The following is a 25,643-nucleotide window of genomic DNA, read 5'->3' as shown; positions in this document are numbered from 1 at the left end:
GGGTGTCGTATCCGCCGGACGTCGTTCGTCGCCTAGATGAAGGCGGACATCCGGTCGGCCCGAACAGAGGAGCGAACATGGCGAAGTACCTCATCTACTTCAACCAGCAGTGGGTCGGTGACCACACCGAGGAGTGGTTCCGCAGCCGCGCGCCGCTCGCGATGGCAGTCGTGGACGAGATGAAGGCCGCTGGCGTCTATGTGTTCGCCGGGGGCCTGGAGGAGGACGTCGAGACTGCCTTCTTCGCCGACGCGACGAGCGGCACGCTGCTGTTCACCGACGGGCCGTTCGCCGAGACCAAGGAGTTCCTGGGCGGGCTGACCATCGTGGACGTGGCCGACGAAGAGGCCGCCCGGATGTGGGCGGGCAAGGTCGCGGAGGCGTGCGGTTGGCCACAGGAGGTGCGCCGGTTCGGGCCGGTGCCGCAGTCTCGCGGGTAAGGCGGTCCGGTCAGCCGACCCAGAAACCGCGGCCGCCGTACCAGTCGCCGAACTGGTCGCGGAACGACGCGGAGGGTCCGCGCGAGCCGAGGTAGCTGCCGACGACGGCCGCGCCGAGGTCGTCCAGCTCGGGCGCCACGACGCGGCCGTCGACGCGGCGCGCCATCGACTCGATGAAGCGCGCCAGGCCGGGGTCCTCGCCGAGCCGGAAGAACGTCGTCTGGGCGCCGAGCCGGGCCGCGTTGTCGAGCTCGCGGACGCTATAGGCGATGGTCAGCGGGTGCGGCGGGTAGTCGAAGTAGACCTCACCGCTGCGCTCCAGGTGCGAGGTCGGCTCACCGTCGGTGACGATCAGCAGCACCGGCTGGGCATGCGGGTGCTTGCGGAAGTGCCGGTTGGCGAGCAGCAGCGCGTGGTGCAGGTTGGTGCCCTTGTCCCACATGGCGTCCAGCGCGGTGAGCTCCTCGATCTCCATCGTCCGGGCGTGCCGGCCGAAGCCGATCAGCTCCAGGTGGTCGCCGCGGAACCGGCTTCGGATCAGCTGGTGCAGCGCCAGCGCGGTGCGCTTCATCGGCACCCACCGGCCGTCCATCGCCATGGAGAACGAGGTGTCGACCAGCAGCGCCACCGCGGCCTGCGTCCGCGCCTCTGTCTCGGTGACCTCGACGTCACGGATGTCGAGGCGTACGCCGGCACGCGGGTCGTTGCCCTCCTCGACGGTGCGGAGGACGGCGTTGGTGACGGTGCGGGTGACGTCCCACGGCTCGGTGTCGCCGTACTCCCACTCGCGGGTGGCGCCGCTTCGCTCCCCCGCGGCGCCGGCCTGGCGCAGGTCGCGCTGGCCCTGGCGGCCCGACATCTTGGTGGCCACGTCGCGCAGCAGCGCCCGGCCGAGCTGGCGCATCGCCTTGGGTGACAGCTTCAGCTGGCCGTCGGAGCCGCGGCGCAGGTAGCCGCTGTCGCGCAGCGCCTGCTCCAGCTCCTTCAAGGTCCGGGCGTCGACGGCGGCTTCGTCGCCGAGCTGGCGGGCCAGCTTGTCGAGGTCCACGTCGTCCATCCGGGCGCCGCCGTACTCCTGGGAGAGCTGCTCGGCCAGGTCGTCGAGGTCGGCGAGGTCCTGGAGTACGCCGGTGCCGTCGCCGAGGCCCAGTCCCTGCTCGCCGTCGAACCGCTCCGAGCCGCCCCAGTCCTCGCCGGGCCGCAGCGCCTGCAGGTTGGCGTCGAGCTGGGCCAGCGACCGCATCAGCTCAGGCGACCCGAACGCCTGCTCCGACAGCGCCATCAGCTCGGCCCGTTGCTCCGGCGTCATCGAGTTGAGCATCCGCTGGGCGGCGGCAGCACGGGCCGCGAGCGCGTCGAGGAGCTCCTCGACGGATCGAGGGTTCTCCGGGAAGAACTCGCCGTGCTTGGCCATGAAGTCGGCGAACTGCTGCGTGGTGTCCTCGCCGCTGCCGTGGGCCTCCAGCAGCTCGTTGAGGTCGGTCAGCATCTCGTTGATCGCCGCGCGGTCCTCGTCGGTAGCGCCCTCGAGCGCCTGCTTCATGCCGGCGAACCGCTGGTCCAGCAGCTCCCGGCCGAGCAGGTCCTTGATCTGCTCGTAGGCCTCCCGCGCCTCACTGCTCTGCCAGTCGTACGACGACAGCTCGCTGACCGCAGCGGCGATGTTCGGGGGCAGGTTCTCCAGCTGCAGCTCGCGGAACGCGCGGTCGCCGTCGTCCATCGTGACGTCGCGGGCCAGCTGCTTGCGCTCCTCGAGTACGGCGCGGTCCAGCAGCTCGCGCACCTCCTGCAGGGTGCCGTCGAGGTTGTTTCGCGAGAGCAGCTCGCGGCGACGCTCGGCGACCCGCCGGGCCAGGTCGTCCAGCCCCCGCTGGTCCCGTCCGCCCCGGCGCAGGAACTCGCGCATCGCCCGCTCCGGCGAGTACCCGGCCATCACGTCCTCGCCGATCGCGTCCAGCGCCTCCGCCAGGTCGACCGGAGGCGCGAGCGGGTCCGGGCCGCCGTCGTACCGCCCGTATCGGGTGCTGCGCCGCCTGGGGTACATCAGCCGTAGACCGTCTCCCCGGCGCCGGTCTCCTTCGAGACCCGGCGGGCGAGGTAGAGACCTTCGAGCGCGAGCTCGATCGCGCTGGCTCGCTCGCCGTCGTTGGTGGCGCTGAGGCGCTCGCAGACGTCGTCGTACAGCTCGGTCTCGCCGAGCACCGGCAGCCCGGCGAGGAAGTCGCGGGCGGTGACCTGCTCGCCCGTGGTGACCAGCGCGCCAGCCTCGATGGCGTCGACCAGCAGCACGAAGTCGATGCCCCTCAGGTGCGAGCGGACGGTCTCGGCGGTGGCGCTGCGCAGCAGGTGGTCGAGGATCTCCCGCTCGCGGCCCTCCTCGCCGGTCTCGAACTCGACCTTGCCGCCGAGGACGTCGACCGCGGTCTCCAGGTCGACCACCCGGGCGACGGCCTCGGGCTCGCCCTGGATCGTCGCCCGGTGCAGCGCGGCGGCCGCGATCGTCTCCGCGCCGGCGATCGCGAACCGGGCGCTCACGCCGGACCGCTGGTCGACGCTGTTGGACTCGCGCAGGCCGCGGGTGAACCGGGCCAGGATCTCGACCAGGTAGTCCGGCACGCTCGCCGTCAGGTGCGCCTCCTGCCGGATCACCGCGACCTCGTCGTCGAGCTCGACCGGGTAGTGGGTGCGGATCTCGGCGCCGAACCGGTCCTTCAGCGGGGTGATGATCCGGCCGCGGTTGGTGTAGTCCTCGGGGTTGGCGCTGGCCACGACGAGTACGTCGAGCGGCAGCCGCAGCACGTAGCCGCGGACCTGGATGTCGCGCTCCTCCATCACGTTGAGCATCGCGACCTGGATCCGCTCCGCCAGGTCGGGCAGCTCGTTGATCGCGACGATTCCCCTGTGAGAGCGAGGGATCAGGCCGAAGTGGATCGTCTCCGGGTCACCGAGGTGGCGGCCCTCGGCGACCTTCATCGGGTCCACGTCGCCGATCAGGTCGGCGACGGAGGTGTCCGGGGTGGCCAGCTTCTCGGCGTACCGCTCGTCGCGGTGCCGCCAGGAGATCCGCAGGTCGTCGCCGTACTCGGCGACCGCGTTCTGCGACCCGACCGTGACCGGCTCGTAGGGGTGCTCGCCGAGCTCGGAGCCGGAGATCACCGGGGTCCACTCGTCGAGCAGGCCGACCAGCGTGCGCAGGACACGGGTCTTGCCCTGGCCGCGCTCGCCGAGGAGTACGACGTCGTGCCCGGCGATCAGCGCCCGCTCGAGCTGCGGGATGACGGTGTCGCCGAAGCCATGCAGGCCGGACCACGGGTCGCGGCCCTCCTTGAGCGCGGCGAGGAGGTTGTCTCGGAGCTCCTGGCGGAGCGGCTTGTGCTGGTGGCCGGACGCGCGCAGCTCACCGAGAGTAGCGATGGCGGGGGGATTCACTCCTTCACGCTAACCCCGCTCGTCAAGGCGATAACGTGATCGTCCATGGCCGAAGACACCCCGCAGAGCGAGACCGAAGAGCTGCAGGAGCGCGCCCGCCGGATCGTGGACGCCAACCACTATCTCGTCCTCGGCACCTCCGAGGACGACGGCAGCCCGCGCGTCTCGCCCGTCTGGTTCGCCCACCACGACTACCGCACCTTCTACTGGATCTCCTCCCCGGAAGCGCAGCACACCCACAACGTTGGCGCGCGGCCGGCGATCTCGTTCGTGATCTTCGACTCGATGGCCGTGCCGCCCAACACCGGCGCGGTCTACGTGAAGGCGACCGCCGAGCAGGTGCCGGACGCCGAGCTCGCCCACGTCTGCGACCAGGCCTTCCAAGGGATCAAGCCTCCGTTCCGGGCATACGCGCCCGAGGAACTCGACTCGGCCGCCGACGTGCGGCTCTACCGGGCGCACGCCACCGAGCACGCCCTGCACATCCCGGGCCGTGACCCGAAGTACGGCAAGGGCCTGGACCACCGGCGCGTCGTACCCATGGACCCGGCGGGCTAGCCGATGCGACGCACGCTCCTGGTCTCGTCGGTACTCCGCTCGGTCGGGTACGACGCCGACCGGCAGACTCTCGAGCTCCAGTTCACCAGCGGCGACGTCTACCACTACTTCCTGGTCCCGCAGCGCGTCTACCGCGAACTGCTGTCCACCGACAGTCCCGGCCGGTACTTCGGAGCCGAGATCCGGGACCGCTACCCGACCGAGCAGGTCTGACCCAGAGGAGAAGCCCATGCGACAGCCGACCCCGCACCCCGCCCTGCAGCAGTGGGACGTCCTCGTGGGCGAGTGGGACATGTGGGCCAGAGGCGACGAGGCCGGGCCGGTGCGCACGGAGATCGCCTGGCTGGAGGGCGGGGCCTACCTGGTCCAGCGCTCCGACATCGGCCCGGAGACCGCCGTACCCGCCGACTGGGAGGGGCTCCTGCCGTTCCCCACGCCGTCACCGGGTACGACGACACCAGCGAGGAGTTCACCGTCCTGTACGCCGACGGCCGCGGCGTCGCGCGCGTCTACAACGCGAGCATCGGCGACGGCGTGTGGAAGCAGTGGCGGACGGCGCCCGGCTTCAACCAGCGGTTCACCGCCACCATCAGCGAGGACGGCGACACCGTCACCGGCGCGTGGGAGATGTCGGCCGACGGCGAGACCTGGGCGGTGGACTTCGACGTGAGGTACGTCCGGGTCAGCTGAGCCGCGCACAGACTGTGGTGGCATTCTGGCTGGGCTGTCTTCGCACGAGAGTTATCGAATTACGTGGTCGCCGTCGGCGTTTGGTTACGGTACTACTCAATGTCGGCGCCCTTCTTGCGCGCCGCTGTGGTCGTCGTTCTGTGGTTACGGCCGGCTTATGTTCTGCGGTGGAATCGGATATTGCCGTTGGGTATTCGCTCTACCGAATATCGCGGGTCGTGTGCTTTGTGGTGGTGGTGACTGCACAGGAGCACGCCGTCGTCTAAGTCGGTCTTTCCGCCTTTTGACCACGGTTCCCAATGATGGGCCTCACACCAAGTTGCCGGCACCGTGCAATTCTCGCCGCGACACCGATTGTCTCGTAACCGCATTGCTTTGTGCTGGGCGCGGGAGAAGAGTCGGCGGGTGCGGCCGAAGTCGAGGATCTCGGACTTCCCGCCGAGCACGACGGGGATGATCTGGGCGGTGCACGCCAGGCGGCGGGCCTCGGCGGCGGTGATCTTGTCGTCGGTACCGACCAGCCCCGCGGCCGCGAGGTCCCGGGTCAACGAGTCGCGGTCGATGACCACCATCACCGTGGTGGCGTCGCCGCCGTGGTCGGGCAGCTTGGCGGGGTCGAGGTGTTCCAGCAGTGCACAGAACGCCTGACCGCGGGCCCGGTACTGCGGCATGGCGGTGGTGGCGGCCTGTTGCCGAGGTGAGGTGTAGGCATCCAAGTAGGTCACCAGCCTGGTTGCGGTCGCGTCGGGCAGCACCCCGGTCAGCCGAGTGGTGCCATCTCCGCGCCTGGTCAGCGTGAGGCTGGTGGTCTTCCAGGCTCGTTCTTCCTCGCGCTGTAGCTGTTTGGCTTCCTCGGCCTCGCCGACCTCGGGGGCGATGACGTCCAGGATCCGCCGGCCCAGGATCCGCAGTTCGTCGGGGTAGTGGTGGGCGGCTGCCTCGATCAGGTGCTCTTCGGCCTTGACCAGCAGGTCGGGGTCGAGGTCGGTCGGCAGTTCGTCCAGCGCCCGGGCGATCACTCGCGCTTGGGCCAGGTTCACCCCACCAGCAGCAACTGCCGAGCCGAGCCGGGTCCAGCGGGCCTCGAGCGCAGTGGCGAGGTGGAGGTCGGCGCGGCACGACTTCGAGTTGGACCGGGTCTGGTGGGCCAGCCAGGCGGCCACATCCCGAGCGCCGGTCTCCTCGGCGACCTCGTCGGCGGTGGCCATGATCTGCATCCGCAGCGCGGTCAGCAGGGTCTCTATCTTCACAAGCTTGAGCAGTGCGTCGGCCTTCTCCGAGGTCCGCATATAACCAGGCTCGACATCGGAGAGCTGCGCGAGTTCGCCAAGAATATTCGCGGCGCACGCAAGTACCGGATGTGGCGCATTGACGAGAATGTTTCCGGCACCTCCCCCGAAGCGCACCGATGGATTGAATAGACCCACCGTACATATGTTCGAACGAGAGATCAAGGAATGCAGCAGAATTGTTTGAAGAAACCGCAACCACAGACCGTTGACCACAAACAGCCGTAAGCCGGCAGCGGACCGCAACCAAGTACCGCAACCAAAGCGAACAGTAGCCACGCAATTCGGGCCCGAAACCCCAGGCCAAAGCAACCCGCATACGACCGCCAGCGACGGTTTCTGGACGAGCCGCTTAGGCGAGGAAGGCCACGGTGCGCTTCAGCGCCTCGCGGGCCTCCGGGATCGGCAGGATCGGGTAGACGTGGAGCAGGTCCTCGCCCACCACGAACTCCACGTCCCAGCCGGACTCGCGCCCGCGCTCGGCCAGTTGCTCGCAGGACGGGAAGAGCATGTCGCGGGTGCCGCAGAACATCAGCGCCGGCGGCAGGCCGTCCAGCTTGCCGAGCGCCGGTGACACCTCGGGCCGGTCGATGTCGGCACGCGAGCCGGCCCAGAAGTCGGCGTAGTAGTCGTGGTTCTCGTAGGAGAGCCACGGGTCGCGCGCGGCGTACTCCGCCATCCCCGGCGCGGTCTTGGTGAGATCCGCCCACGGCGAGATCAGCACCAGGTGCGTCGGCTGCGGCCCGCCGCGGTCGCGCAGCGTCTCCGCGATCGCCAGCGTCAGCCCACCGCCCGCGGACTCGCCGGACATGACCAGCGGCATCTCCTCCGCCGCTTCGTCGGCGAGCTTGACCAGCGGCTCGTGGGAGTCGCGCCAGGTGTACTCGGGGGCCAGCGGGTACGCCGGGAACATCAGCCGGGCGTCGATGGCGCGGGCCAGGCCGGTGGCGTAGGTCCACTGGGTCCGGAAGGCCGGTGCGGCGAAGGAGCCGCCGTGCAGGTGGAGGAGAGTCCGACTCGGCTTCGAGCCACGCCGGGTCAGCACGTACACCGGGAACCCGATGTCGCGGCGCTCGATCTGCCAGCGGCGGGCCAGTCCGCGCGGAGGCGTGGTCTGCCGGGTGAGGTTGCGGCGCCGCAGCGCGTCGCGGAACTTCGCCAGGTCGGTTATCTCGCGCGTGGGGAACATGCGCGGGATCAACGTGGCGGCGAGCTGGTGTTGCGGGCTTGGCACCGGGTCAGGCTAATGGCAGGTACATGACATGCAGGCCCACGAGCCCGTGCTTTTGAGACCGGAAGGCCTCGGGCACGGTGCCGACGATCTCGAAGCCGAGCGCCTGCCACAGCTTGACCGCGGCGGTGTTGGTCTCGACGACCGCGTTGAACTGGATCCCGTGGAAGCCCTGCTCGCGGTGCCACTGCACGACGTACTCCCCCAGCCGGCGGCCGACGCCCTTGCCGCGCGCCGCCCCGTCGACCATGAACGACCCGGTCCCGATGTGGTCTCCGGGCCCGCCCTTGTTGGGGCCCATGGTGGCGCTGCCGAGGATTGCACCGTCCTCCTCGAGTACGACGGTCTGCCCGGGCGGCCTCATCATCCAGATCTCCCGCGCCGACTCCGAGGTGAGGTCGAACGGGTAGGCGTAGCTCTCCTGGGCCCGCACGATCTCGTCGAAGAACGGCCAGATCGCCGGCCAGTCGGCCGCGGTCGCGGGCCTGATCCGGGCCGCCTCGCTCACGCGCCGACCGAACCGTCGACGGCCTCGCGGATCAGGTCGGCATGGCCGTTGTGACGCGCGTACTCCTCGATCATGTGGGTGACGATCCAGCGCAGGTTGATAGGCCCGCCCTTGCGGCTCTGCGCGGCCGCGACCGCGTCCATGCCCTCGCCGGCAAGCGCCGCGGCGACGACCTCGTCGGACTTCGCGACCGACCTGTCGAACAGCGCCCGCAGCTCCTCGGGGCTGTCGTCCTTCGCGCTGTGCCACTCCCAGTCCCAGTCCGCGTCCCAGTCGGCGGTGTCGAACGGCGGGATCAGGGTGCCCCCGGCGAACCGCTCGTGGAACCACGACGACTCGACCAATGCCATGTGCTTGAGCAGCCCGCCGAGGGTCATCGTCGACGGCGCCAGCGGCTGGTTGAGCTGGGCCTGGTCCAGGCCGTCCGCCTTCCAGCGCAGGGTGTCGCGGTGATGGTCGAGCCACGCCAGCAGCATCGTCGGCTCGTCGGCGTCCAGAGGCACCTCGCGGCGCGAAAAGTCGGTCATGGTCCGCACGCTAGTGCGCGCCGCCGACACAGCACCACTGAGTTCTCGCCGGCGTCAGCCGAGGTCAAAGCGGTCGGCGAAGGGGTCGCGGTCGGTGATGCAGTACGTCGCGCCGACGGGGTCGCGGAGCACGGTCCAGCGCGAGTGCTCCGCGAGTACGGCGGCACCGAGGCGGGCGTGCCGCAGGGTCTCGGATAGCCGGTCGTCGGTGGCCAGGTCGAGGTGGGCGCGGACGCTGCCGGAGCGCTCGCCGAGCCGCTGCAGGAGCAGCCGGATCGGGATCCCGGGCGGCCGGTTCAGGCGCGAGAAGTCCGGCGCCACAGGTGACGGGGTCTGCTCCCAGTCGGTGAGCGCGGCCCAGAACGCGCACTCCGCGTCGTACGCCGCGGCCGGGATGTCGAGGCAGACCTGGTCAACGATGCTGTGGTGGCCGTCCCAGGCAGCCGGGGCCGGCCGGACCGAGGCCGGATGGCTGACCAGGCAGAACGTGAAGCCGCCCGGCGACCTCATCACCAGGTAGCCGCGGTCGGCGACCTTGTCGGCGCCCAGCGAGACGGCGATGTCGGCCGCCTCGTGCGGTGACGCGACGTGGATGTCGAAGTGGATCCCGCCCGGGCCATCGGCGACCCGCTGCAGGCGGAGATAGTCGTCGCCGTTCGGCGGCACCAGGGTCGCGAACTCTCGCCGCTCCCCTCGTGGCGGCGACAGCTCGTATCCGGTGACGTCACACCAGAACGACCTCCCGGCGTCGAACGAGGACGCCGGGAGGTCGAGGAAGGCGGAGATCCAGAGCGGCGCGATCACGCCGCGAGGCTAGCTCAGGCCGCCCTCAGAATGCCCAGCAATTGAGCTTGATCTCCTGACCCTTCAGGAAATCGATGACGCCGTCGGCCATAGCACCGTCGAGCGCAGCGAGCAGGTGCTCGGTGAACCGGAACGGGCAGTGATCCTGGTAGAACACGTTGGTCGCCCCGCTGTTGAGCTTGACGCTGTCGATTGGCACCACGACTTCGTCCCAGTTCGTGCGGAAGGTGGCATACGTCGCCGAGCCGTAGGTGTCGTCGTCGCCGTTGAGCGCCTTCAAGAAGTCCGAACCGATCGCCATCTGCTTGCAAGGGGCAATACCCACACAGTCGAGATACTCGGCGAGGCTGGCCCGGTTGGTGCCGTAGTTCGGCGTCACCACGGTAGCGATCCGGTCGACCTTGCCGTCACCGCCTTCGAACTTGATGTACTGGCGAGCGGTGAGGCCGCCCATCGAGATGCCAACCAGGTCGACCTGGCTGGCGCCGGTCTCTTCGAGCACGTTGTCGACCAAGACGGCAAGGTCCTTGGCGCCGTCAACGATGCTGCCAAGACCGCTATAACGGGAGCCGACCGAGGTGTAGGTCTCGGCGCCAGTTGCGAAGCCGATCCGCTTGGCGAGCGGCCAAGCGCCAATGGCGGGGCTGCCGAAGCCTGCCACGACGATGACCGGGTCAACCTCGGGCGCCGCGGCCACAGCCGCGGGCGCGGCCGGTGCGGGCGCGGTTGTCGCGGTTGCGCCTGGCGCGGCGGTGCCCAGGATGGCCGCGAGTACCGCGGCGGGCAGGGCGAAGCGCTTGAGCATGAGGTTCCCCTCCCAGGGAGTCTGACGAGTGGCCTAAGGCTCGGCTACCGCCGGGTAATATGTCAATAAGTGATTGAAGATCCAGGAAAACGCTTACTAAACGTCAGTCGTGCGTCGGCGCCGTACCGGCGAGGTCACGATCACACAGCGAGCAGGCAGCCCCGGAACCCGTGCTTTCCACCTGGCGTCGGAGCCTCATGAGACGCCACCACCTCATCGCCACCGCCGCCCTGATCGGGCTGATGACTGCCGGCCTCACCGCCTGCTCCGGGGACGACTCCGGAGACGACGCCCAGCCCTCCGCCGAAGCCGGCGACCCGCAGGACTACTACGACGACTACGACGACCAAGATCCACCCGGCATCGTCGAGCCGGCACCGCCCGGCAACTGGCCCGGCGTCATGGACGAAAACACGTTCGTCGAGGCCGGCACCTCGGGGTTCGTCGCGACCGAGCTGGACCCACGCTCGACCTTCTCCCTGGAAGGCGACACCGGCTCCTACGCGATCGCGCGCGGGCTGATGGCCGGCGGCAACCAGCCGCCGCCCGAGGCGATCCGGCCGGAGGAGTGGGTCAACGCCTTCGACTACGGGTACGCCGCGCCGCTCGATCGCGACCTCGGTGTGTACGTCGACAGCGCGGCCGCGCCGTACGCACTCGACGACACCCGGCTGGTGCGGGTCGGCATTAAGGCCCGCGAGATCTCCGCGGAGGATCGTCCGCCGGCGGCGATCACGATGGTCGTCGACACGTCCGGCTCGATGGACATCCGGACCCGGCTGGGCCTGGTGAAGTCTTCGCTCGCGCTGCTGGCCGAGAACCTGCGGCCCACCGACACGGTCGCGATCGTCACCCGCGGCAGCGGCGCCCAGGCACTGCTGCCGCCGACGCCGGTCCGCGACGGCTGGACGATCCAGAACGCGATCCGCCAGCTGTACCCGAGCGGCAGCACCAACATGGAGGCCGGCCTGCAGCTCGGCTACCAGCATGCCCGCGCTAGCTTCCGCGAAGGCGGCATCAACACCGTTATCCTCGCCTCCGACGGCGTCGCGAACGTCGGCAGCACCACTCCCGAAGAGCTGGTCGGCATGATCCGCGAGAACGGTTCGGAGGGCATCCACCTGGTGACCGTCGGCTACGGGATGGGCAACTACAACGACCACCTGATGGAGCAGCTCGCCGACGACGGCGACGGGTTCTACGCCTACGTCGACACCTATGAGGAGGCCCAGAAGCTCTATGTCACCGACCTCGCCGGAACCCTCGCTGTCGTCGCCGAGGAGGCCCGCGCCCAGGTGTGGTTCGACCCGGAGCTGGTGGCGTCGTACCGGCTGATCGGGTACGAGAACCGCGACCTGGCCGACGAGAGCTTCACCAGCACCGAGGCTGATGCCGGCGAGATCGGGTCCGGCCACGACGTGACCGCGCTGTACGAGGTGCAGCTGACGTCGGCGGCGCGAGCCGGCGACCGCGTCGGCTCCGTCCACCTGGCCTGGCGGCCGGCGGGAAGCAGCGAGTTCGAGCAGTCCGCCACCCCGGTCTACGCGGACGCGGTTGAGTCGCCGTCCTCGGCTCTGAGGCTGGCCAGCACCGTCGCCGACGTGGCGCAGGTGCTGAAGGGCGGTACGCCGCTCACCGAGCGCGGGGTCACCCTGACCGACCTGGCGGCCGACGCGGCGGCCCTGGAGGCCGAGGACGTGGCCGGCGCCCGCGAGCTGTCGGCGCTGATCGCCGACGCCAAGACCACCTGCTACGGGTGCTGATCGATCCAACGGTCGTCGCCGGGCACGGCGATGGCCGTGCCAGCGGTGAGCTCGGCGAGCAGGCCGGCGAGGCGGGTCGCGTCACCCTCGGGTACGCCGAGCCGCAGCGTCGCCTGGTCGGCGTACGCCACATCGAGCACGCTGACGCCGCGCCCACGCAGCTCCGACTCGAGCCTGGCCGCGTCGGCGTGGCCGACGGTGACGGCGTACTCCCGGATCAGCTCGCGGCGGAGTACGCCGACCTCGTCCAGACCGGCACCAGTACCGGAGGCGCTCGGTGTGCAGCCCGCGATAGAGCTCGACTCGCCGGCAGGAGCGGTGCCGGGCCGCCCGCACCATCACCCCCACAGCCCGACCACGTCGCCGCCGATCCGGATGATGAACGCAGACACCACCACGACGAAGAAGATCCGCACGAACTTCGCGCCACGCTCGACGGCCGTGCGGGCGCCGAGGTAGCCGCCGACCAGGTTCGCCGCGCCGAGCAGCAGGCCGACCTTCCACAGCACCGCCCCCTGCGGGATGAAGATCACCAGCGCGCCGAGGTTGGTGGCCCAGTTGGCCAGCCGGGCCTTGGCCGACGCCTCGAGGAAGTTGTAGCCGAGCAGGCCGACCAGCAGGAACACGAAGAACGAGCCGGTGCCGGGGCCGAGCGCGCCGTCGTAGAAGCCGACCGCCGCGCCGGTGAACATCGCGGCCGCGGTGTGGTGGTGGCCGGCGAAGCGGAGATCGGTCTGCTCGCCGAGCTCGGGTTTGAGCAGCACGTACGCGCCGACCAGCACCAGCACCGCCAGGATGATCGGGTCGAACGCCGATCGCGGGATCTGGCTCGCCACGAACGCACCGAGGATCGCGCCCGCGAACGCAAGCCCCATCAGCGGCAGGAACGTGCGCGGGTCCGGCTTGACCTTGCGATAGTACGTCGCCGAGCTGATCGTCGTACCGCAGAACGAGCCGAGCTTGTTGGTCGCGAGCAGCTGCACCGGCGTGGCGTTCGGCAGCCCGATCACCAGCGCCGGCAGCTGGATCAGGCCACCCCCGCCGACCACCGCGTCCACGAAACCCGCCGCCAGCGCGGCCAGCACCAGAAGCAGCAGGACGGTCAGCGAGGGCTCAGCCACGCCCCGATCTTGTCAGCCCTTGCTAGCCGGCCCGTTGCTGTCCTGGTTGTGTACGGCGAGCCAGCGGCCGCGCTCCCAGGTGAAGGTCACGCCGATCACCAGCGGCGTCGGCTCGCCGTCCTGGGTGAACACCGAGTCGAAGAGCACGAAGCCGCTCTTGCAGCCGCGCACTACCCGGGTCAGCTCCTCGAAGGTCTGCGTCCAGTTGGTGGCCTCGAAGAACGGCTCGATGAAGCCCATCGTCGCCTCCTTGCCGTAGAGCACCCCGCCGTTCGCGAAGATCGCGGTGACGTCCTTGTGGAGGAGGGCCGCGAACCCGGCCGCGTCCCGCTCGTCGGTGGTCTCGATGTAGGCGTCCACCGCCCGGTCGAACGCCCGCTCGCAGTGTGCCGCCGCCGGCTGAGGAGGTTGCGCAGCAACCGTCTCGAAACCAAGGCTCACGGCGGCGAGCACCGCCACCGACCCGATACACGCCAACTGCTTGAACATGTCCTGCTCCTTCTTTGCGACCCGAGCTGGGATGAGGACAGCAGTGAAGACGTCGGCGGCGGTGCCGATCGAACCATTCGATCAGCGTCGAATTGGCCCTGGCCGCGCGCTGGTCGTGGCCCTAGCGTGCCCGTGTGATCACTGTCGCCGTCGACCACGCCAGCCTGGCCCGGCTGCGGCTGACGGCGTCCCCGGTGCAGGAGGTGGTGGCCTGGATGCGGCTGACCGTCGTCGGCCGCCGGCACCCGGTGTACGGCGACCCCGGCCCGGCCGCGCGGCGGGCGCTCACCCACCCCGACACCGCCCTGGTCGCCTCCGTGATGCCTCCGAGCGGGTCCGGGTACGCGCCCGACCTGCTGACCCCGCAGCCTCCGCCGGCGCCGGCCTCGCGGCTGCTCGATGAGCAGCTCGCCGCGGTCGCTGCGACACCGGCCGACCAGGTGCATGAGCAGGTCGGCGTGTGCGCGGCGATGGGCCGGCCGCTGCCGGCCGAGACGCGGGCGGCGGTCGCCGACGGCTCCTTCGGCCGGCGCGCGGCCGACGGCCTGCGGGCGTTCTGGCAGGCGACCCTCGCGGACGGCTGGGCCGGCCTGTACGGCGTACTCGAGGCGGACCTGGCGACCCGCTCCGCGACGCTGGCGCGCGGCGGCGCCGGCGCCCTGCTCGGCTCCCTGCACCGCGACCTCGGCTGGGACGGGCGCCGGATCAGCATCGGCCTGCCGTACGACGAGGAGCTCGCCCTCGTCGACACCGACATCGTGCTGGCACCGACCGCACTCGGCTGGCCGGGCCTCAGCGTCCAGGTCTGCAGCCCCGACGACGCCGTACTCGGCTATCCCGCGCTCGGGGTCGGCGACTGGGCCCGCCAGCCGGTCGCGGACGGAACGATCGCCGAACTGCTCGGGCTCACCCGGGCCCGGCTGCTCGGCGACCTGGCGCTGCCCCGGACCAACGCCGAGCTGAGCAACCGGCATGACCTGGCGCCGGCCACCGTCTCGCACCACCTCGGCGTCCTCCATCGCTGCGGCATGGTCGTCCGCCGCCGCGACGGCCGCACCGTCCTCTACCAGCGCAGCGCCCGAGGAGACGACCTTGTCTCGTGACCCTGCCGACCGCAGCGTGATCGTGGTCTGCGCCAACCCCTGCATCAGCCTTCACGACGCCGCGGGCGCGGCGACGGCGTTCGCCTCCCTCTGGCGGGTCGACTGGTCGCCTGCCGGCCGCGGCACCGCGCTGATCACCTGGGAGGCCGGCCGCGTCCAGGTGTACGGCGAGGACCTCGAGCTCGCGGCGTGGCTGGAGCAGGAGTTCGTGCGCCACTTTCCGGAGGTCGAGGGGATGCCCTGGCCGGAGCCCGAGCTGGTCCAGACACCTGTGGTGATCGACATCGACCTGGCGCACGGCTGCACCGCCAGCGCCGCCGACCTCACTATCGAGATGGGTGACGTGTTAGCCCGCCGTACCTTCACCACCGACGCGTTCCCGCTCGGCGAGGTCGAGCACTCGCTGAGCCTGGTCCTCGCGCCCTGCGGCAAGGGCGAAATCCGTCGCGACGGCCGGCTGCTGCCCGGCGAGATCGTGCTCAGCGGCACGCCGGAGCGGCCGGGTTCGTCGGCCTTCACGACCGACGCCGAAGTATGGATGCGCTGAGAAATCTTACGGATCGAGACAGCGGGGATAGCCTGGTCGATGTGGACTACGTGGACTCCCTTCTCGACCTGATTGGCAACACTCCCCTTCTGCGTCTGGGCCTCGACGGGCTGCGCGACGACGACCACCCCGAGCGCGGACCGAAGGTGCTCGCAAAGGTCGAGTACCTCAACCCCGGCGGCTCGGTGAAGGACCGGATCGCGACCCGGATGATCGAGGCCGCGGAGGCCTCCGGCGAGCTCCAGCCGGGCGGCACGATCGTCGAGCCGACCTCCGGCAACACCGGTGTCGGGCTGGCGATGGTGGCGCAGGCAAAGGGCTACAAGTGCGTCTTCGTCTGCCCCGACAAGGTCAGCGAGGACAAGCGCAACGTGCTCAAGGCGTACGGCGCCGAGGTGGTCGTCTGCCCGACTGCCGTCGCCCCGGAGCACCCCGACTCCTACTACAACGTCTCCGACCGGCTGGCCTCGCAGCCGGGCGCGTGGAAGCCGGACCAGTACTCCAACCCGCACAACCCGCGCTCCCACTACGAGACCACCGGCCCCGAGATCTGGAAGCAGACCCAGGGCAAGATCACCCACTTCGTGGCCGGCGTCGGCACCGGCGGCACGATCAGCGGCATCGGCCGCTACCTGAAGGAGCAGAACCCCGCCGTCCAGATCGTCGGCGCCGACCCGGCCGGCTCGGTCTACTCCGGTGGGTCCGGGCGGCCGTACCTGGTCGAGGGCGTCGGCGAGGACTTCTGGCCCGAGACCTACGACCGGGACATCGCGGACCGGATCATCGAGGTCTCCGATGCCGACTCGTTCGCGTTCACCCGCCGGCTCGCGCGCGAGGAGGCGCTGCTGGTCGGCGGCTCGTCCGGGATGGCGGCGTACGCCGCGGTCCAGCTGGCCCAGGAGCTCAAGGGCACACCCGAGGGCGACGCCGCGGTGATCGTCGTACTGCTGCCGGACTCGGGCCGCGGTTACCTGACCAAGGTCTTCAACGACGAGTGGCTCAGCCAGTACGGCTTCGCGACCGGCTCGGGCGAGGGCGAGGAGAAGACCGTCGGCGAGGTGCTGCGCGGCAAGGACGGGCGGCTGCCCGACCTGGTGCACACCCACCCCGCCGAGACCATCGCCGAGGCGGTCCACATCCTGCACGAGTACGGCGTCTCCCAGATGCCGGTCGTCCGCGCCGAGCCGCCGATCGTGGCCGCCGAGGTGGCCGGCTCGGTCTCCGAGCGCACCCTGCTGGACGCCCTCTTCACCGGCGCCGCACGGCTCACCGACCGGGTCGAGGACCACATGTCCCCCGCCCTGCCGACGATCGGCTCGACCGCCTCGGCACGGGAGGCGGTCGGCCTCCTGGAGCACGCCGACGCGGTGCTGGTGCACGAGGACGGCAAGCCGGTCGGCGTACTCACCAGGCAGGATCTGCTCGCGTTCATCGCCCGGGCATGACCGAGGATCAGCGGCTGTCGCCTGGTACGGGTGCGGCGTGGCTGGTCGAGGCCGGCGGGCAGGTCCGGATCTCCGACGTCGACGGCGGCCAGACCGGGGACCTTTTCTTGGTCCCGGTCGACGACGTCGACGACGGCCTGAGCAACGGCCGGACCTTCGACTACGGCGGCACCATCGTGCCGACGACCGGCAGCGTCCTCTACTCACGGCGCAGCCGCCCGCTCGCCTGGATCGTGACTGACGACGTCGGCCGGCACGACTTCCTCTACTCGCCGTGCAGCCGGGAGATGTACCAGCTCCAGTACGACGCGACCGACCACCCGAACTGCTATGACAACCTCACCGGTGGCTTGCGCGCCTACGGAGTCCCGGAGTCCACGGTGACCGTGGCGTTCAATTTCTTCATGAACAGCCGCGTCGACGACGCAGCGCGACTGCACATCGACCCGCCCACCTCTCGCGCCGGCGACGCGCTGACGGTGGAGCTGGAGCGGTCCTGCTTCGTCGCGGTCACCGCCTGCCCTGCGTCGGTCTCGAACGGCGGAGGCGGTGGGGGACCGCTCGAGATCGCGATCAGAAAGCGCTGATACCGCAGGTCGTTGCAGGTTTGGTGACCCGAGTCTGGCGTGGTTCGGCCACCGTGGCTGGGGTCGGTCTTTACAGTGGACGGGTGGGAACAGCTGCTGCCGCCAGGAAACTAGCGTCCGCCGCCGCCTACGGGGGCGGCGGCCTTTCGCTGCTCGGAGCCGGGTTGTACGGCGTACTCACTGCTGAGGCGAAGCTCGCCCGCAGGACGATCGGCGTGACCCATTCCGAGCGGCCGCCGGATGCGACGGGGTGGTACGGCCGGCGCAGATCCGGTCCGGCAATCAAGATCGCGCTGCTCGGCGACTCCGGCGCGGCGGGGTACGGCGTGGACCGGGTCGAGGACACGCCCGGCGCCCACCTCGGCAGCGGTGTGTCGGAGCAGTCCGGACGTCGGGTCTATCTGCGCGAGTTCGCGGTGGTGGGCGCGCAGTCGAGCGACCTGATGGCGCAGGTCGAGGCGGCGCTGCCGATGGAGCCGGATGTCGCGGTGATCAACATCGGCGCCAACGACGTCACCCACAGCGTGCTGCCGTCCCAGTCGGTGCGGCATCTCTCAAAGGCGGTCGGCCGGCTACGGGACCGCGGGGTCGACGTGGTCGTCGGCACCTGCCCCGACCTCGGTACCGTCCAGCCGATCGCGCCCCCGCTCAAGCAGGTCGCGCGCGCCTGGTCGCGGCGGCTGGCCGCCGCCCAAACGATCGCGGTGGTCGAGGCGGGCGGTCGGTCGGTGTCGCTCGGCTCGATCCTCGGGCCGGAGTTCGCCGCCGCGCCCGCCGTACTCTTCGGGCCGGACCAGTTCCACCCGTCCGCCGAGGGCTATGCCTCGCTGGCCACCGTGCTGATCCCGTCCACGCTCGCCGCACTCGGCCTGATCCCGCCGGAGGAGGTCGAGCCCGAGGCCTACCGCGGGGAGGGCGTGCTGCCGATCTCGCACGCCGCCGTCGCCGCCGCCCGCACCCCCGGCACCGAGGTCGACGGCACCGTCGTCGCCGGCGCCCGGGTCGGCGTCCGAGGCCGCTGGGCCCTCCTCCGCCACCGCCGCCGCCACCCCCAGGGCGAGGTCGAGTCGCCGGAGACCGAGGAGCCCGTCGGGTCTCTCACCGCCGCCGCTTCGGAGACGTCCGCCTAACCCGACCCGGCCCGTCTTCACGCCGTACGACGCCGACCCGGCCCGTCTTCACGCCATACGACGCTCACCCGGCCCGTCTTCACGCCGTACGACGCTCACCCGGCCCGTCTTCACGCCGTACGACGCCGACCCGGCCCGTCTTCACGCCGTACGACGCTCACCCGGCCCGTCTCCACGCCGTACGACGCTCACCCGGCCCGTCTCCACGCCGTACGACGCTCACCCGGCCCGTCTCCACGCCGTACGACGCTCACCCGGCCCGTCTTCACGCTGTACGACGCCGAACCGCCCGGGGTGGTCAGGTGCGGGTGACCTCGTCGACAGCTACCAGCTGGACCCGTACCTCGTTCTTGGTCAGGTGCAGAACGCCGGGCGATCCACGCTCCATCGTCCAAGCATCTGCGTCGTACGGGTTCCGCAGAGCCTCGGCGACCTCGTTCAGCAGACCAACCGCGGCCGCGCTGGGCTTGGTTACCGGAAGCACACCGGAGGGGCAGCCGGGCACGCCGCAGTCGAGGTCGAGATCGAGATCGCCGTGCTCGAACTCGTAGTGGAAGCAGACGTAGTGCATGCACTCGAACACCTCGTACGTGTCCTTATCCGCTCGCACCGGCCGATCACAGCCACGACAGATCTGAAGCCCGGACATGCTCGCAGGTTAGATCTGCGGGTCTCGGTCGGCTACCGAATTCGTTCAGGCTCGGCTGACCCGGAGATCCGTCGCCTCGGTTTCGAGACGGTCGCAGAGCGACCTCCTCAACCAGCGGCTCCCAATCACCCGACCCGGCCCGTCTTCACGCAATACAACGCTCACCCGGCCGGTGTCAACGAGTCAGTTCGTCAACACCGGCCGGGTCGACCCACCCACATGTGAACACGAGCCGGGTCGACGTACTCACGCGTCAAGACGGGCCGGGTCAGTTGAGGGCGGCTTGGACGGCTTCGGCCATCTTCCGCTCGCCGAGGGCGTTGGGGTGGACGGGGACGAAGTTGAGGCCGAACAGGGCGGGCTCGACCCAGCGGGTGCCGATCGGCTTGCAGGAGTCGTGGCCGTCGGAGAGCTCGGAGAGCTCGGCGAGGTCGACGAAGGTGACGCCGTTGTCGGCCGCGGACTTCCCGATCGCGTCGTTGAGGTTGGCCTGCAGCGCGCGCATGAACGGTACGTCGCCCGTGGCGATCGGCATCTTCGCGAAGCAGCCGCCACTGGCCGGCATAATCCACGGGTAGCCGACGATGAGGACCTCGGCGTTCGGCGCCTTGGCCACGATGTCGGCGAGGGCCTTCTTGACCGCCGGGCCGATGGTGCCGTCGATCTGCTGGTTCCACTGGGCGGAGTACTTCCGCTCGCACGGGTTGCCCTGACCGAACGACCCGATCGCCTCGATTACACAGTTCTGGATCGCGCCAGCGAACAGGTTGGTGTCGTTGCCGCCGATCATCAGCGTCACCAGGTCGGTGTCGTCCGAGAGGGCGTCCAGCTGGGGCGGGGTGTTCCAGTACTGCTTGGCGTAGAAGTGGCTGGTCTGCGCTCCGCCACAGGTCACGTCGGTGAGGTCGGCGTCGAGCGAGTCCGCCAGCACGTGCGACAGGTTCCGGCTCGACTGGGCGCACAGCAGCGGCGCTCCCCACGCCAGCGGCAGCACGCCCGATCCGGCGGCGTACGAGTCGCCGAGGGCGACGTAGTCGATGGTGTCGTCGCTCGCCTGCGCCGGTGCGGCCAGCCCGCCGGCCAGTCCGCCCACGACCGCCGTGACGGCAGCAACCAGTGTCCGAAGCTTCATGAGGCCCTCCCAAGCCCTCCAGCCCACCCCCGAGAGTGGTGAGCTACCCATTGGTAACCGAAGTGTGACTCCGTTCACACAGCCTGGTCAAGCGTCCAGAGGCCCGTCCAGAGAGCCGGCCAGAAGACGGGGGTTTTCCCTACCCCCAACGGCGGTCTTCGCCCATCGTGGCGCCGCTCCCGCGCTCATAGCGTCGAGCCATGACCTCAACCAGTACGACTCACCTCAAGGGAGCCGACATGAACACCCACTCCACCGAGGCGCTCTCGGTGCACCAGCTGACCCGCGTGTACGGCGCCGGCGCCGGCGCCGACAGGTCCAACCAGGTACGGGCCCTCGACGGCGTCGACCTCAGCTTCGCGACCGGCAGCTTCACCGCCGTGATGGGCCCGTCGGGCTCCGGCAAGTCGACGTTCCTCAACGCCGCCGCCGGCCTCGAGCGGCCGACCATCGGCCACGTCGTGGTGGCCGGCCACGACATCACCGAGTGGCCCGAGGCGCGCCGTACCCGGTTCCGGCGCGAGCAGATCGGCATCGTGTTCCAGGGCTTTCACCTGATGCCGTACCTCACCGCGGAGCAGAACGTCGCGCTGCCGCTGCGGCTCGCGGGCGTCCGCCCGGACAAGCAGCGGGTCCGCGACCTGCTCGGCCGGGTCGGGCTCGGGGACCGGGCCAAGCACCTGCCGGGCGCGATGTCCGGCGGCCAGCAGCAGCGGGTCGCGATCGCGCGGGCCCTGGTCACCGCGCCCGCCGTCGTCCTCGCCGACGAGCCGACCGGCGCCCTCGACTCGACCAACGCCCGGGAGGTGCTGCAGCTGCTGCGCGAGAGCGTGGACACCCTCGGTCAGACCGTGATCATGGTGACCCACGACCCGGTCGCCGCGGCGTACGCCGACGCCGTGGTCTTCCTGGTCGACGGCCATGTCGCCGGTCGGATGCAGAACCCCACCGCCGACGCGGTCGCCAGCCAGATGGCGCACCTCGACGACCTCGTGGCCGCCACCGTGCCGGTTGGGAGCGTGGCGTGATGACCGGCTCGATGACCGGCCTGGCGCTCCGTTCGCTGCGCTATCGGATGACGTCCTTCACGGCGACCTTCCTCACGGTCGTCCTCGGCACCGCCCTGATCGGGTCGTTCGCGACCCTCACCGAGACCGCGTACGGCGACGGCGTCTCCAAGGCCGACCAGGAGGCCCTGACGATCATGGGCCTGGTCGTCGGCGGCTGGGGTGCGCTGATCGTGCTCTTCTCCCTCGCCTCGACCCTGAGCGTCGCCGTTCGGCAGCGCGACGTCGAGATCGCACTGCTCCGCACGGTCGGTACGACGCCCCGCCAGGCCCGCAAGATGATCCGCACCGAGACACTGCTGGTCTCGATCATCGGTTCGCTGCTCGGCACGGTGATCGCCAGCATCGGCGGCCAGGCACTGCTCGCGATGCTGCAGGGCGGCGACATGGTGGCCGACTCGGTCGAGTTCGCCGGCGGGCCTGCCTCGCTCGGCACGGTCGCCGTACTCGTCGTACTCGTCAGCCTCGGCTCGGCCACCCTCGCGGGTCGCAAGGCGACCCGAGGCCCGGCAACCATCGCACTCGCCGACGGCCTGGCCGGGCGCGAGAAGCTGCGGTGGTGGCGGGTCGTCGGCGGCCTGGTGCTGATCGGGTACGCCGCAATCCTGGCGGTGCTGACCGTCACTGTCATGACCGACTCCAGCGACCCCTACGCACCCATGCAGACCGCCGGCAGTGCCTGCATCGTGGCCGGCGTCGGCTTCGCCGCACTGGCACCGCTGCTGCTGCGCTGGTCGTCGCTGGCGCTGCGCCCGGTGTTCGCGATCGCCGGGGCACCCGGCTACCTGGCGGCGTTCAACGCGAGCCGTCGCTCGCAGGTGCTGAGCGGGGTGCTCGGCGCACTAACGGTCTTCGTCGGGACCACCGTCGGCGTGATGATGATGGTCGGCATCGATGGCCGCACCCTGGACGCCATTGCTCCCGACAAGCAGGAGGCGGACACGATCACGCTGCTCAACAACGTGGTCACCGGCATGATCGCACTGTTCGCGGCGATCATGGTGGTCAACTCGATCGCGGCCGCGATCAGCGACAGGCGCCGCGAGTTCGCCCGGCTGCAGCTGGTCGGCGCGAGCACGTCCCAGGTGCGCGACTCGGTGCTTGCTGAGGCCACGCTGGTCACGGCGGTCGGGCTGTTCCTCGGCGGGCTCGCGAGCGTCGCAACGGTGGTGCCGTACAGCATCGCCCGCGACGAGGGCGCCGTACCGAACGGCCAGCTGTGGCTGCCGATCGTGCTCGCCGTACTCGCTGCCGCGATCACGCTCGGGGCGTCGAGCGCGGCCGCCCGCCGGACCCTCGACCGGGCCACCGAGACCGGCCTCACGACGGCAGTCGCGGCGTGACCACGGGGACTGCGCCAGACTGGGGCATCGCCATGACACTCCAGGACCTGCGCATCGACTCGGTGGCCCCGACCGGGGTCACCCGGGAGAGCCTGCTCTACCGGCTGCGGATGACCGGCCTCTCGGCCGGCTACACCCTGGCCGCGGTACCAGCCCTGGTGCTGCTGATCCTGACCGTGGTCGGACTGCCGCTGGTGTTCGCCGTCGGCGCTGGACTGTTGTTGGTTTGGCTCGCCGTACCCGCCACCGCCCTGCTCACCCGCGCCCACCGCGCGGTGAGCGGGGCGGTGCTCGGCACCGAGATCGAGGCGGGGTACGCCGACGACCGCGGCCGCAACTTCCTCACCAGGCCGTGGGTCTGGCTGCGCGACCCGGCCCGCTGGCGCGACGTCGCCTTCCTCGCCTTCTCCGCGACCGGCGGCTTCGTGCTGTCGCTCGCCCCGGTCGCGCTGCTGACAGCACCCATCGCCCACGTCTCGGTGGTGCTCTTCCTCGACCACAGCCTGTGGTGGCTGCCGGTGTTCATCTCGACGCCGATGCTGATCGCGTGGTGGTTCGTGTCGCTGCCACTGGTGAGGGCACGGGCTCTCGCCGAGCGAGGCATCCTCGACCACGGCCGGGTCGAGGAGCTGGAACGACGGGTTGAGGAGGTGTCGACGTCGCGGTCCGAGGTACTCGACCACAACGCCGCCGAGATCCGCCGGATCGAGCGTGACCTCCACGACGGCGCTCAGGCACAACTGGTCGCCATTGGTATGAACGCCAGCTATGCAGAGAAGATGATCGAGGCGGATCCCGCAATCGCCGTCGAGGTCCTGCGGGAGCTGCGCCTGACGACAGTGTCCGCCTTGGAGAACCTGCGCTCTGTTGTCCGTGGCATTCACCCGCCCGCGCTCGCCGAGTTGGGGCTTGTTGGCGGGATTGAATCGCTGGCGGCACCGCTGCCGCTGCCCGTCACCGTGGCCGCGTCCCTGCCGGGGCACCCGCCAGCACCGGTCGAGACAGCTGTCTACTTCGGCGTCGCCGAGTGCCTTGCCAACGTCGTCAAGCATGCCAAGGCAGAACAGGTCGAGGTCACGCTGAGCCATGGCGACGGTGTCCTACGCGTCGTCGTTCGTGACGACGGGATCGGCGACGCAAGCGCGGCACCGGGCTCGGGCTTGGACGGCCTCGCGCGAAGGATGTCGGCGTTCGATGGCATCGTGACCATCTCCAGCCCCACGGGGGGCCCGACCGTCGTCACCATGGAGGTGCCGTGCGCATTGTCGTCGCTGAGGACCAAGCCCTACTCCGAGAAGCCATCGTCAGATTCCTGACACTGGGTGGCTTCGAGGTCGCGGCGGCCGTCGACAACGCACCAGAGCTCGACCTGGCTCTCGCCGATCCCTCCGTCGACGCCGCCGTACTCGATGTCCGGCTGCCGCCAAACCATTCCAGCGAAGGGCTGGTTGCGGCGATCAAGGTCCGGACGGAGCGCCCCGGCTTCCCGGTGCTGATCCTCAGCCAGTACGTCGATACGCGCTACGCCCGCGACCTGCTCGAGAGCGGGCTTGGCGCCGTGGGGTATCTGCTCAAGGACCGGGTCACCGATGTGGACACGTTCGTCGCCTCTGTCCAGCAGGTTGTCTCGGGCGGGACGGTGCTGGACCCGGAGGTGGTGGCCGGCCTGGTCAGCAGTACCCGGCGTGACCACCCTGTCGATCGGCTGTCACCGCGCGAACTGGAAGTGATGACGCTGATCGCCGAGGGCCGGTCGAATGCCGCGATCGCGGCCAGGCTCTTCGTCACCGAGAAGGCCGTCGGCAAGCACGTCGCCAACATCTTCACCAAGCTCGGCCTGCCCCAGGCCTCCGACGACAACCGCCGGGTACTCGCCGTACTCGCATTCTTGGACGCCGGCTGAGCATGCGAAAGCCCCGGGTGGTGACCGCCCGGGGCTTCGCTTGGTGGATCAGTCCGAGTTGAAGATCGCCAGCAGCCGGAGCAGGTTGGTGTAGATCCAGACCAGGCTGACGGTCATCGCAAAGGCCGCGCGCCAGGACTCGCGCTCATCGATGCCGGCGGCGATGCCCTGCTCGACGAAGTCGAAGTCGAGCAGCAGCATGAACACACCAAGCACCAGGCCGATCACCGCGGTGACCGCACCGAGGGCGCCGAAGCCGAACAGCCCGAAGCTGCTGCCGAACAGGCTGAGCACCAGCTCCAGCAGGCTGAGCGCCACCATGCCGAACATGGCCGCGATCACGAACTTCCGGAACCGGCCGCCGACCTGGATGTTGAAGAACTTGTACGCCGCGAGCGTGCCGGCGAAGGCCGCGAAGGTGCCGATCACGGCCTGCACGACAAGGTTGCCGGTGCCCGGGCTCGAGTACTGGGCGTCGATGAACTTGCTGAGCGCGCCGAGCGCCACACCCTCGAACGCGCAGAACAGGATCACCAGGGCCGGGCTGACCACCCGCTTGAACGAGTTGACCAGCGACAGCACGAACGCGCCGAGCGAGCCGACCATCAGCGCGAGGACCAGCGTCTGGGCCGTGCCCTCCTCGATGTCACCGGTGAGCATCCAGGTGGCCGCCGCGAAGACGATCACGATGCCGAGGGCGAACGCCGTCTTCTGGACGACCGAGTCAATCGTCATCCGGTCGCCGGCACGGCGGGTGTCCATCGGCGGCATGCCGGTGCCCCACTGCGACGGGTCGGCCATCGGCTGCTGGCCGTAGCCGGGGTACTGCTGGCCGTAGCCGGGGTACTGCTGGCCCGCGCCGGGGTAGGTCGTGTTGCCGTAGGCGTTCTGCTGGGTCCCGTTGAAGGACTCCGAGCGCCGGAACACAGGGTTGTTGCTCTGCATGGTTGGTCTCCTCCTTGGAGGCCTGGAGGCCGTCGCTCTGACGGGCCGCCGTACGTCAACGATTCTAGTCGCGGCGTACGTGATGTAAACGAACGGCGCGAGTCCACTGTTCCGCGACGGCGGACAGGTCTAGCGTCG

28 protein-coding genes are annotated in these 25,643 nt (G+C 70.0%); 14 read left to right on the top strand and 14 right to left on the bottom strand.

The genetic code is table 11. From position 1 onward, the window contains the following. Positions 1–77: 77 nt before the first annotated feature. Positions 78–440, top strand: coding sequence for a YciI family protein (locus DDV73_RS20115; RefSeq protein ID WP_109509054.1), 363 nt, complete (start codon positions 78–80; stop codon positions 438–440). Between the two features lie 10 nt (positions 441–450). On the opposite strand, the gene DDV73_RS20110 is transcribed toward DDV73_RS20115, so the two are convergent. Both DDV73_RS20110 and DDV73_RS20105 read right to left on the bottom strand, forming a co-directional pair. Beyond that, positions 451–2,484: a vWA domain-containing protein gene (locus DDV73_RS20110; RefSeq protein ID WP_109509053.1), complete on the bottom strand. Its 2,034-nt coding sequence runs from the start codon at positions 2,482–2,484 to the stop codon at positions 451–453. Beyond that, entirely contained in the window at positions 2,484–3,869 is a 1,386-nt protein-coding gene (locus tag DDV73_RS20105; protein ID WP_109509052.1) for a sigma 54-interacting transcriptional regulator, read from the bottom strand. Before DDV73_RS20105 ends, DDV73_RS20110 begins: the two co-directional genes overlap by 1 nt. 45 nt (positions 3,870–3,914) lie before the next feature. Here DDV73_RS20105 and DDV73_RS20100 point away from each other — a divergent pair, with 45 nt between their 5' ends. The 3 genes from DDV73_RS20100 to DDV73_RS28045 all read left to right on the top strand — a co-directional run bounded on the left by DDV73_RS20100 (position 3,915) and on the right by DDV73_RS28045 (position 5,117). Beyond that, entirely contained in the window at positions 3,915–4,427 is a 513-nt protein-coding gene (locus tag DDV73_RS20100) for a pyridoxamine 5'-phosphate oxidase family protein (RefSeq protein ID WP_109509051.1), read from the top strand. A 3-nt stretch (positions 4,428–4,430) separates the two neighbouring features. Then, a complete protein-coding gene (locus DDV73_RS20095; protein WP_109509050.1) occupies positions 4,431–4,640 on the top strand; it encodes a KTSC domain-containing protein in 210 nt (69 codons plus the stop codon). Between the two features lie 81 nt (positions 4,641–4,721). Next, on the top strand, positions 4,722–5,117 hold the full coding sequence (locus DDV73_RS28045) for a hypothetical protein (protein ID WP_154402827.1): 396 nt from the start codon (positions 4,722–4,724) through the stop codon (positions 5,115–5,117). A gap of 155 nt (positions 5,118–5,272) precedes the next feature. Here the strand turns inward: DDV73_RS28045 and DDV73_RS20090 are convergent, their stop codons facing one another. From DDV73_RS20090 to DDV73_RS20065, 6 genes are all read right to left on the bottom strand, one after another. Next, complete coding sequence (locus DDV73_RS20090; RefSeq protein ID WP_109509049.1) at positions 5,273–6,406, bottom strand: HNH endonuclease signature motif containing protein; 1,134 nt, start codon at positions 6,404–6,406, stop codon at positions 5,273–5,275. Positions 6,407–6,758: 352 nt separating this feature from the next. Further along, positions 6,759–7,640 (bottom strand): alpha/beta hydrolase fold domain-containing protein, encoded by an 882-nt coding sequence (locus tag DDV73_RS20085; protein ID WP_154402826.1) that lies wholly within the window; start codon positions 7,638–7,640, stop codon positions 6,759–6,761. Between the two features lie 4 nt (positions 7,641–7,644). Next, on the bottom strand, positions 7,645–8,145 hold the full coding sequence (locus tag DDV73_RS20080) for a GNAT family N-acetyltransferase (protein WP_109509047.1): 501 nt from the start codon (positions 8,143–8,145) through the stop codon (positions 7,645–7,647). Then, positions 8,142–8,672 (bottom strand): DinB family protein, encoded by a 531-nt coding sequence (locus DDV73_RS20075; protein WP_109509046.1) that lies wholly within the window; start codon positions 8,670–8,672, stop codon positions 8,142–8,144. Before DDV73_RS20075 ends, DDV73_RS20080 begins: the two co-directional genes overlap by 4 nt. Positions 8,673–8,726: 54 nt before the next feature. Continuing rightward, on the bottom strand, positions 8,727–9,476 hold the full coding sequence (locus DDV73_RS20070) for a VOC family protein (protein ID WP_240617389.1): 750 nt from the start codon (positions 9,474–9,476) through the stop codon (positions 8,727–8,729). Positions 9,477–9,501: 25 nt separating this feature from the next. Then, positions 9,502–10,281 carry an esterase/lipase family protein gene (locus DDV73_RS20065; protein ID WP_109509045.1) on the bottom strand — a complete coding sequence of 260 codons (780 nt, stop codon included), beginning with the start codon at positions 10,279–10,281 and terminating at the stop codon, positions 9,502–9,504. A 197-nt stretch (positions 10,282–10,478) separates the two neighbouring features. Here DDV73_RS20065 and DDV73_RS20060 point away from each other — a divergent pair, with 197 nt between their 5' ends. Then, a complete protein-coding gene (locus tag DDV73_RS20060) occupies positions 10,479–12,044 on the top strand; it encodes a vWA domain-containing protein (RefSeq protein ID WP_109509044.1) in 1,566 nt (521 codons plus the stop codon). Here the strand turns inward: DDV73_RS20060 and DDV73_RS29320 are convergent. The 3 genes from DDV73_RS29320 to DDV73_RS20045 form a co-directional block, all read right to left on the bottom strand. Then, on the bottom strand, positions 12,032–12,262 hold the full coding sequence (locus tag DDV73_RS29320; RefSeq protein WP_276310142.1) for a DUF1949 domain-containing protein: 231 nt from the start codon (positions 12,260–12,262) through the stop codon (positions 12,032–12,034). The genes DDV73_RS20060 and DDV73_RS29320 overlap by 13 nt on opposite strands. A 120-nt stretch (positions 12,263–12,382) precedes the next feature. Then, entirely contained in the window at positions 12,383–13,165 is a 783-nt protein-coding gene (locus DDV73_RS20050) for a TSUP family transporter (protein WP_109509042.1), read from the bottom strand. Between the two features lie 12 nt (positions 13,166–13,177). Beyond that, positions 13,178–13,654 carry a YybH family protein gene (locus tag DDV73_RS20045; protein ID WP_109509041.1) on the bottom strand — a complete coding sequence of 159 codons (477 nt, stop codon included), beginning with the start codon at positions 13,652–13,654 and terminating at the stop codon, positions 13,178–13,180. 134 nt (positions 13,655–13,788) lie between these two features. Here DDV73_RS20045 and DDV73_RS20040 point away from each other — a divergent pair, with 134 nt between their 5' ends. The 5 genes from DDV73_RS20040 (at position 13,789) to DDV73_RS20020 (ending at position 18,466) form a co-directional block, all read left to right on the top strand. Further along, positions 13,789–14,757, top strand: coding sequence for an ArsR family transcriptional regulator (locus DDV73_RS20040; protein WP_109509040.1), 969 nt, complete (start codon positions 13,789–13,791; stop codon positions 14,755–14,757). Next, positions 14,747–15,304 carry a hypothetical protein gene (locus tag DDV73_RS20035; RefSeq protein WP_206050981.1) on the top strand — a complete coding sequence of 186 codons (558 nt, stop codon included), beginning with the start codon at positions 14,747–14,749 and terminating at the stop codon, positions 15,302–15,304. The genes DDV73_RS20040 and DDV73_RS20035 overlap by 11 nt, the downstream gene beginning before the upstream one ends. Positions 15,305–15,354: 50 nt before the next feature. Further along, positions 15,355–16,749 (top strand): cystathionine beta-synthase, encoded by a 1,395-nt coding sequence (locus DDV73_RS20030; RefSeq protein WP_476703547.1) that lies wholly within the window; start codon positions 15,355–15,357, stop codon positions 16,747–16,749. Continuing rightward, the gene (locus DDV73_RS20025; protein ID WP_109509037.1) at positions 16,746–17,336 is read left to right on the top strand and encodes a DUF1989 domain-containing protein; all 591 of its coding nucleotides are present in this window, start codon (positions 16,746–16,748) and stop codon (positions 17,334–17,336) included. The genes DDV73_RS20030 and DDV73_RS20025 overlap by 4 nt, the downstream gene beginning before the upstream one ends. Positions 17,337–17,419: 83 nt before the next feature. After that, positions 17,420–18,466: an SGNH/GDSL hydrolase family protein gene (locus DDV73_RS20020; protein WP_109509036.1), complete on the top strand. Its 1,047-nt coding sequence runs from the start codon at positions 17,420–17,422 to the stop codon at positions 18,464–18,466. A 298-nt stretch (positions 18,467–18,764) separates the two neighbouring features. Here the strand turns inward: DDV73_RS20020 and DDV73_RS20015 are convergent, their stop codons facing one another. Continuing rightward, positions 18,765–19,076, bottom strand: a complete 312-nt coding sequence (locus DDV73_RS20015; protein WP_154402825.1) for a hypothetical protein — start codon at positions 19,074–19,076, stop codon at positions 18,765–18,767. A 307-nt stretch (positions 19,077–19,383) separates the two neighbouring features. Further along, complete coding sequence (locus tag DDV73_RS20010) at positions 19,384–20,247, bottom strand: SGNH/GDSL hydrolase family protein (RefSeq protein ID WP_109509034.1); 864 nt, start codon at positions 20,245–20,247, stop codon at positions 19,384–19,386. A 200-nt stretch (positions 20,248–20,447) separates the two neighbouring features. Between DDV73_RS20010 and DDV73_RS20005 the strand changes: the two genes are divergently transcribed. From DDV73_RS20005 to DDV73_RS19990, 4 genes are read left to right on the top strand one after another with little or no spacing between them, the layout of a single operon-like run. Next, positions 20,448–21,275, top strand: coding sequence for an ABC transporter ATP-binding protein (locus DDV73_RS20005; protein WP_240617388.1), 828 nt, complete (start codon positions 20,448–20,450; stop codon positions 21,273–21,275). Continuing rightward, a complete protein-coding gene (locus tag DDV73_RS20000) occupies positions 21,275–22,657 on the top strand; it encodes an FtsX-like permease family protein (protein ID WP_109509032.1) in 1,383 nt (460 codons plus the stop codon). The genes DDV73_RS20005 and DDV73_RS20000 overlap by 1 nt, the downstream gene beginning before the upstream one ends. Positions 22,658–22,689: 32 nt before the next feature. Beyond that, positions 22,690–23,973, top strand: coding sequence for a sensor histidine kinase (locus DDV73_RS19995; RefSeq protein ID WP_154402824.1), 1,284 nt, complete (start codon positions 22,690–22,692; stop codon positions 23,971–23,973). Then, a complete protein-coding gene (locus tag DDV73_RS19990) occupies positions 23,913–24,560 on the top strand; it encodes a LuxR C-terminal-related transcriptional regulator (RefSeq protein ID WP_109509030.1) in 648 nt (215 codons plus the stop codon). Before DDV73_RS19995 ends, DDV73_RS19990 begins: the two co-directional genes overlap by 61 nt. Before the next feature lie 48 nt (positions 24,561–24,608). Here the strand turns inward: DDV73_RS19990 and DDV73_RS19985 are convergent, their stop codons facing one another. Next, positions 24,609–25,505, bottom strand: a complete 897-nt coding sequence (locus DDV73_RS19985; RefSeq protein WP_109509029.1) for a Bax inhibitor-1/YccA family protein — start codon at positions 25,503–25,505, stop codon at positions 24,609–24,611. Positions 25,506–25,643: the final 138 nt, after the last annotated feature.

It is taken from the genome of Nocardioides speluncae, assembly GCF_003121585.1.
GTDB lineage: Bacteria > Actinomycetota > Actinomycetes > Propionibacteriales > Nocardioidaceae > Nocardioides > Nocardioides speluncae.
Note: the sequence above shows the minus strand (reverse complement) of the source record. Positions and strands in the feature narration are given on the sequence as shown.

Bases quoted from the DNA above. Each gene is read 5' to 3' on its own strand.
- DDV73_RS20115 (WP_109509054.1), top strand. From the start codon at position 78: ATGGCGAAGTACCTCATCTACTTCAACCAGCAGTGGGTCGGTGACCAC.
- DDV73_RS20110 (WP_109509053.1), bottom strand. From the start codon at position 2,484: ATGTACCCCAGGCGGCGCAGCACCCGATACGGGCGGTACGACGGCGGC.
- DDV73_RS20100 (WP_109509051.1), top strand. From the start codon at position 3,915: ATGGCCGAAGACACCCCGCAGAGCGAGACCGAAGAGCTGCAGGAGCGC.
- DDV73_RS20095 (WP_109509050.1), top strand. From the start codon at position 4,431: ATGCGACGCACGCTCCTGGTCTCGTCGGTACTCCGCTCGGTCGGGTAC.
- DDV73_RS20090 (WP_109509049.1), bottom strand. From the start codon at position 6,406: ATGCGGACCTCGGAGAAGGCCGACGCACTGCTCAAGCTTGTGAAGATA.
- DDV73_RS20075 (WP_109509046.1), bottom strand. From the start codon at position 8,672: ATGACCGACTTTTCGCGCCGCGAGGTGCCTCTGGACGCCGACGAGCCG.
- DDV73_RS20065 (WP_109509045.1), bottom strand. From the start codon at position 10,281: ATGCTCAAGCGCTTCGCCCTGCCCGCCGCGGTACTCGCGGCCATCCTG.
- DDV73_RS20060 (WP_109509044.1), top strand. From the start codon at position 10,479: ATGAGACGCCACCACCTCATCGCCACCGCCGCCCTGATCGGGCTGATG.
- DDV73_RS20045 (WP_109509041.1), bottom strand. From the start codon at position 13,654: ATGTTCAAGCAGTTGGCGTGTATCGGGTCGGTGGCGGTGCTCGCCGCC.
- DDV73_RS20025 (WP_109509037.1), top strand. From the start codon at position 16,746: ATGACCGAGGATCAGCGGCTGTCGCCTGGTACGGGTGCGGCGTGGCTG.
- DDV73_RS20010 (WP_109509034.1), bottom strand. From the start codon at position 20,247: ATGAAGCTTCGGACACTGGTTGCTGCCGTCACGGCGGTCGTGGGCGGA.
- DDV73_RS20005 (WP_240617388.1), top strand. From the start codon at position 20,448: ATGACCTCAACCAGTACGACTCACCTCAAGGGAGCCGACATGAACACC.
- DDV73_RS20000 (WP_109509032.1), top strand. From the start codon at position 21,275: ATGACCGGCTCGATGACCGGCCTGGCGCTCCGTTCGCTGCGCTATCGG.
- DDV73_RS19995 (WP_154402824.1), top strand. From the start codon at position 22,690: ATGACACTCCAGGACCTGCGCATCGACTCGGTGGCCCCGACCGGGGTC.
- DDV73_RS19985 (WP_109509029.1), bottom strand. From the start codon at position 25,505: ATGCAGAGCAACAACCCTGTGTTCCGGCGCTCGGAGTCCTTCAACGGG.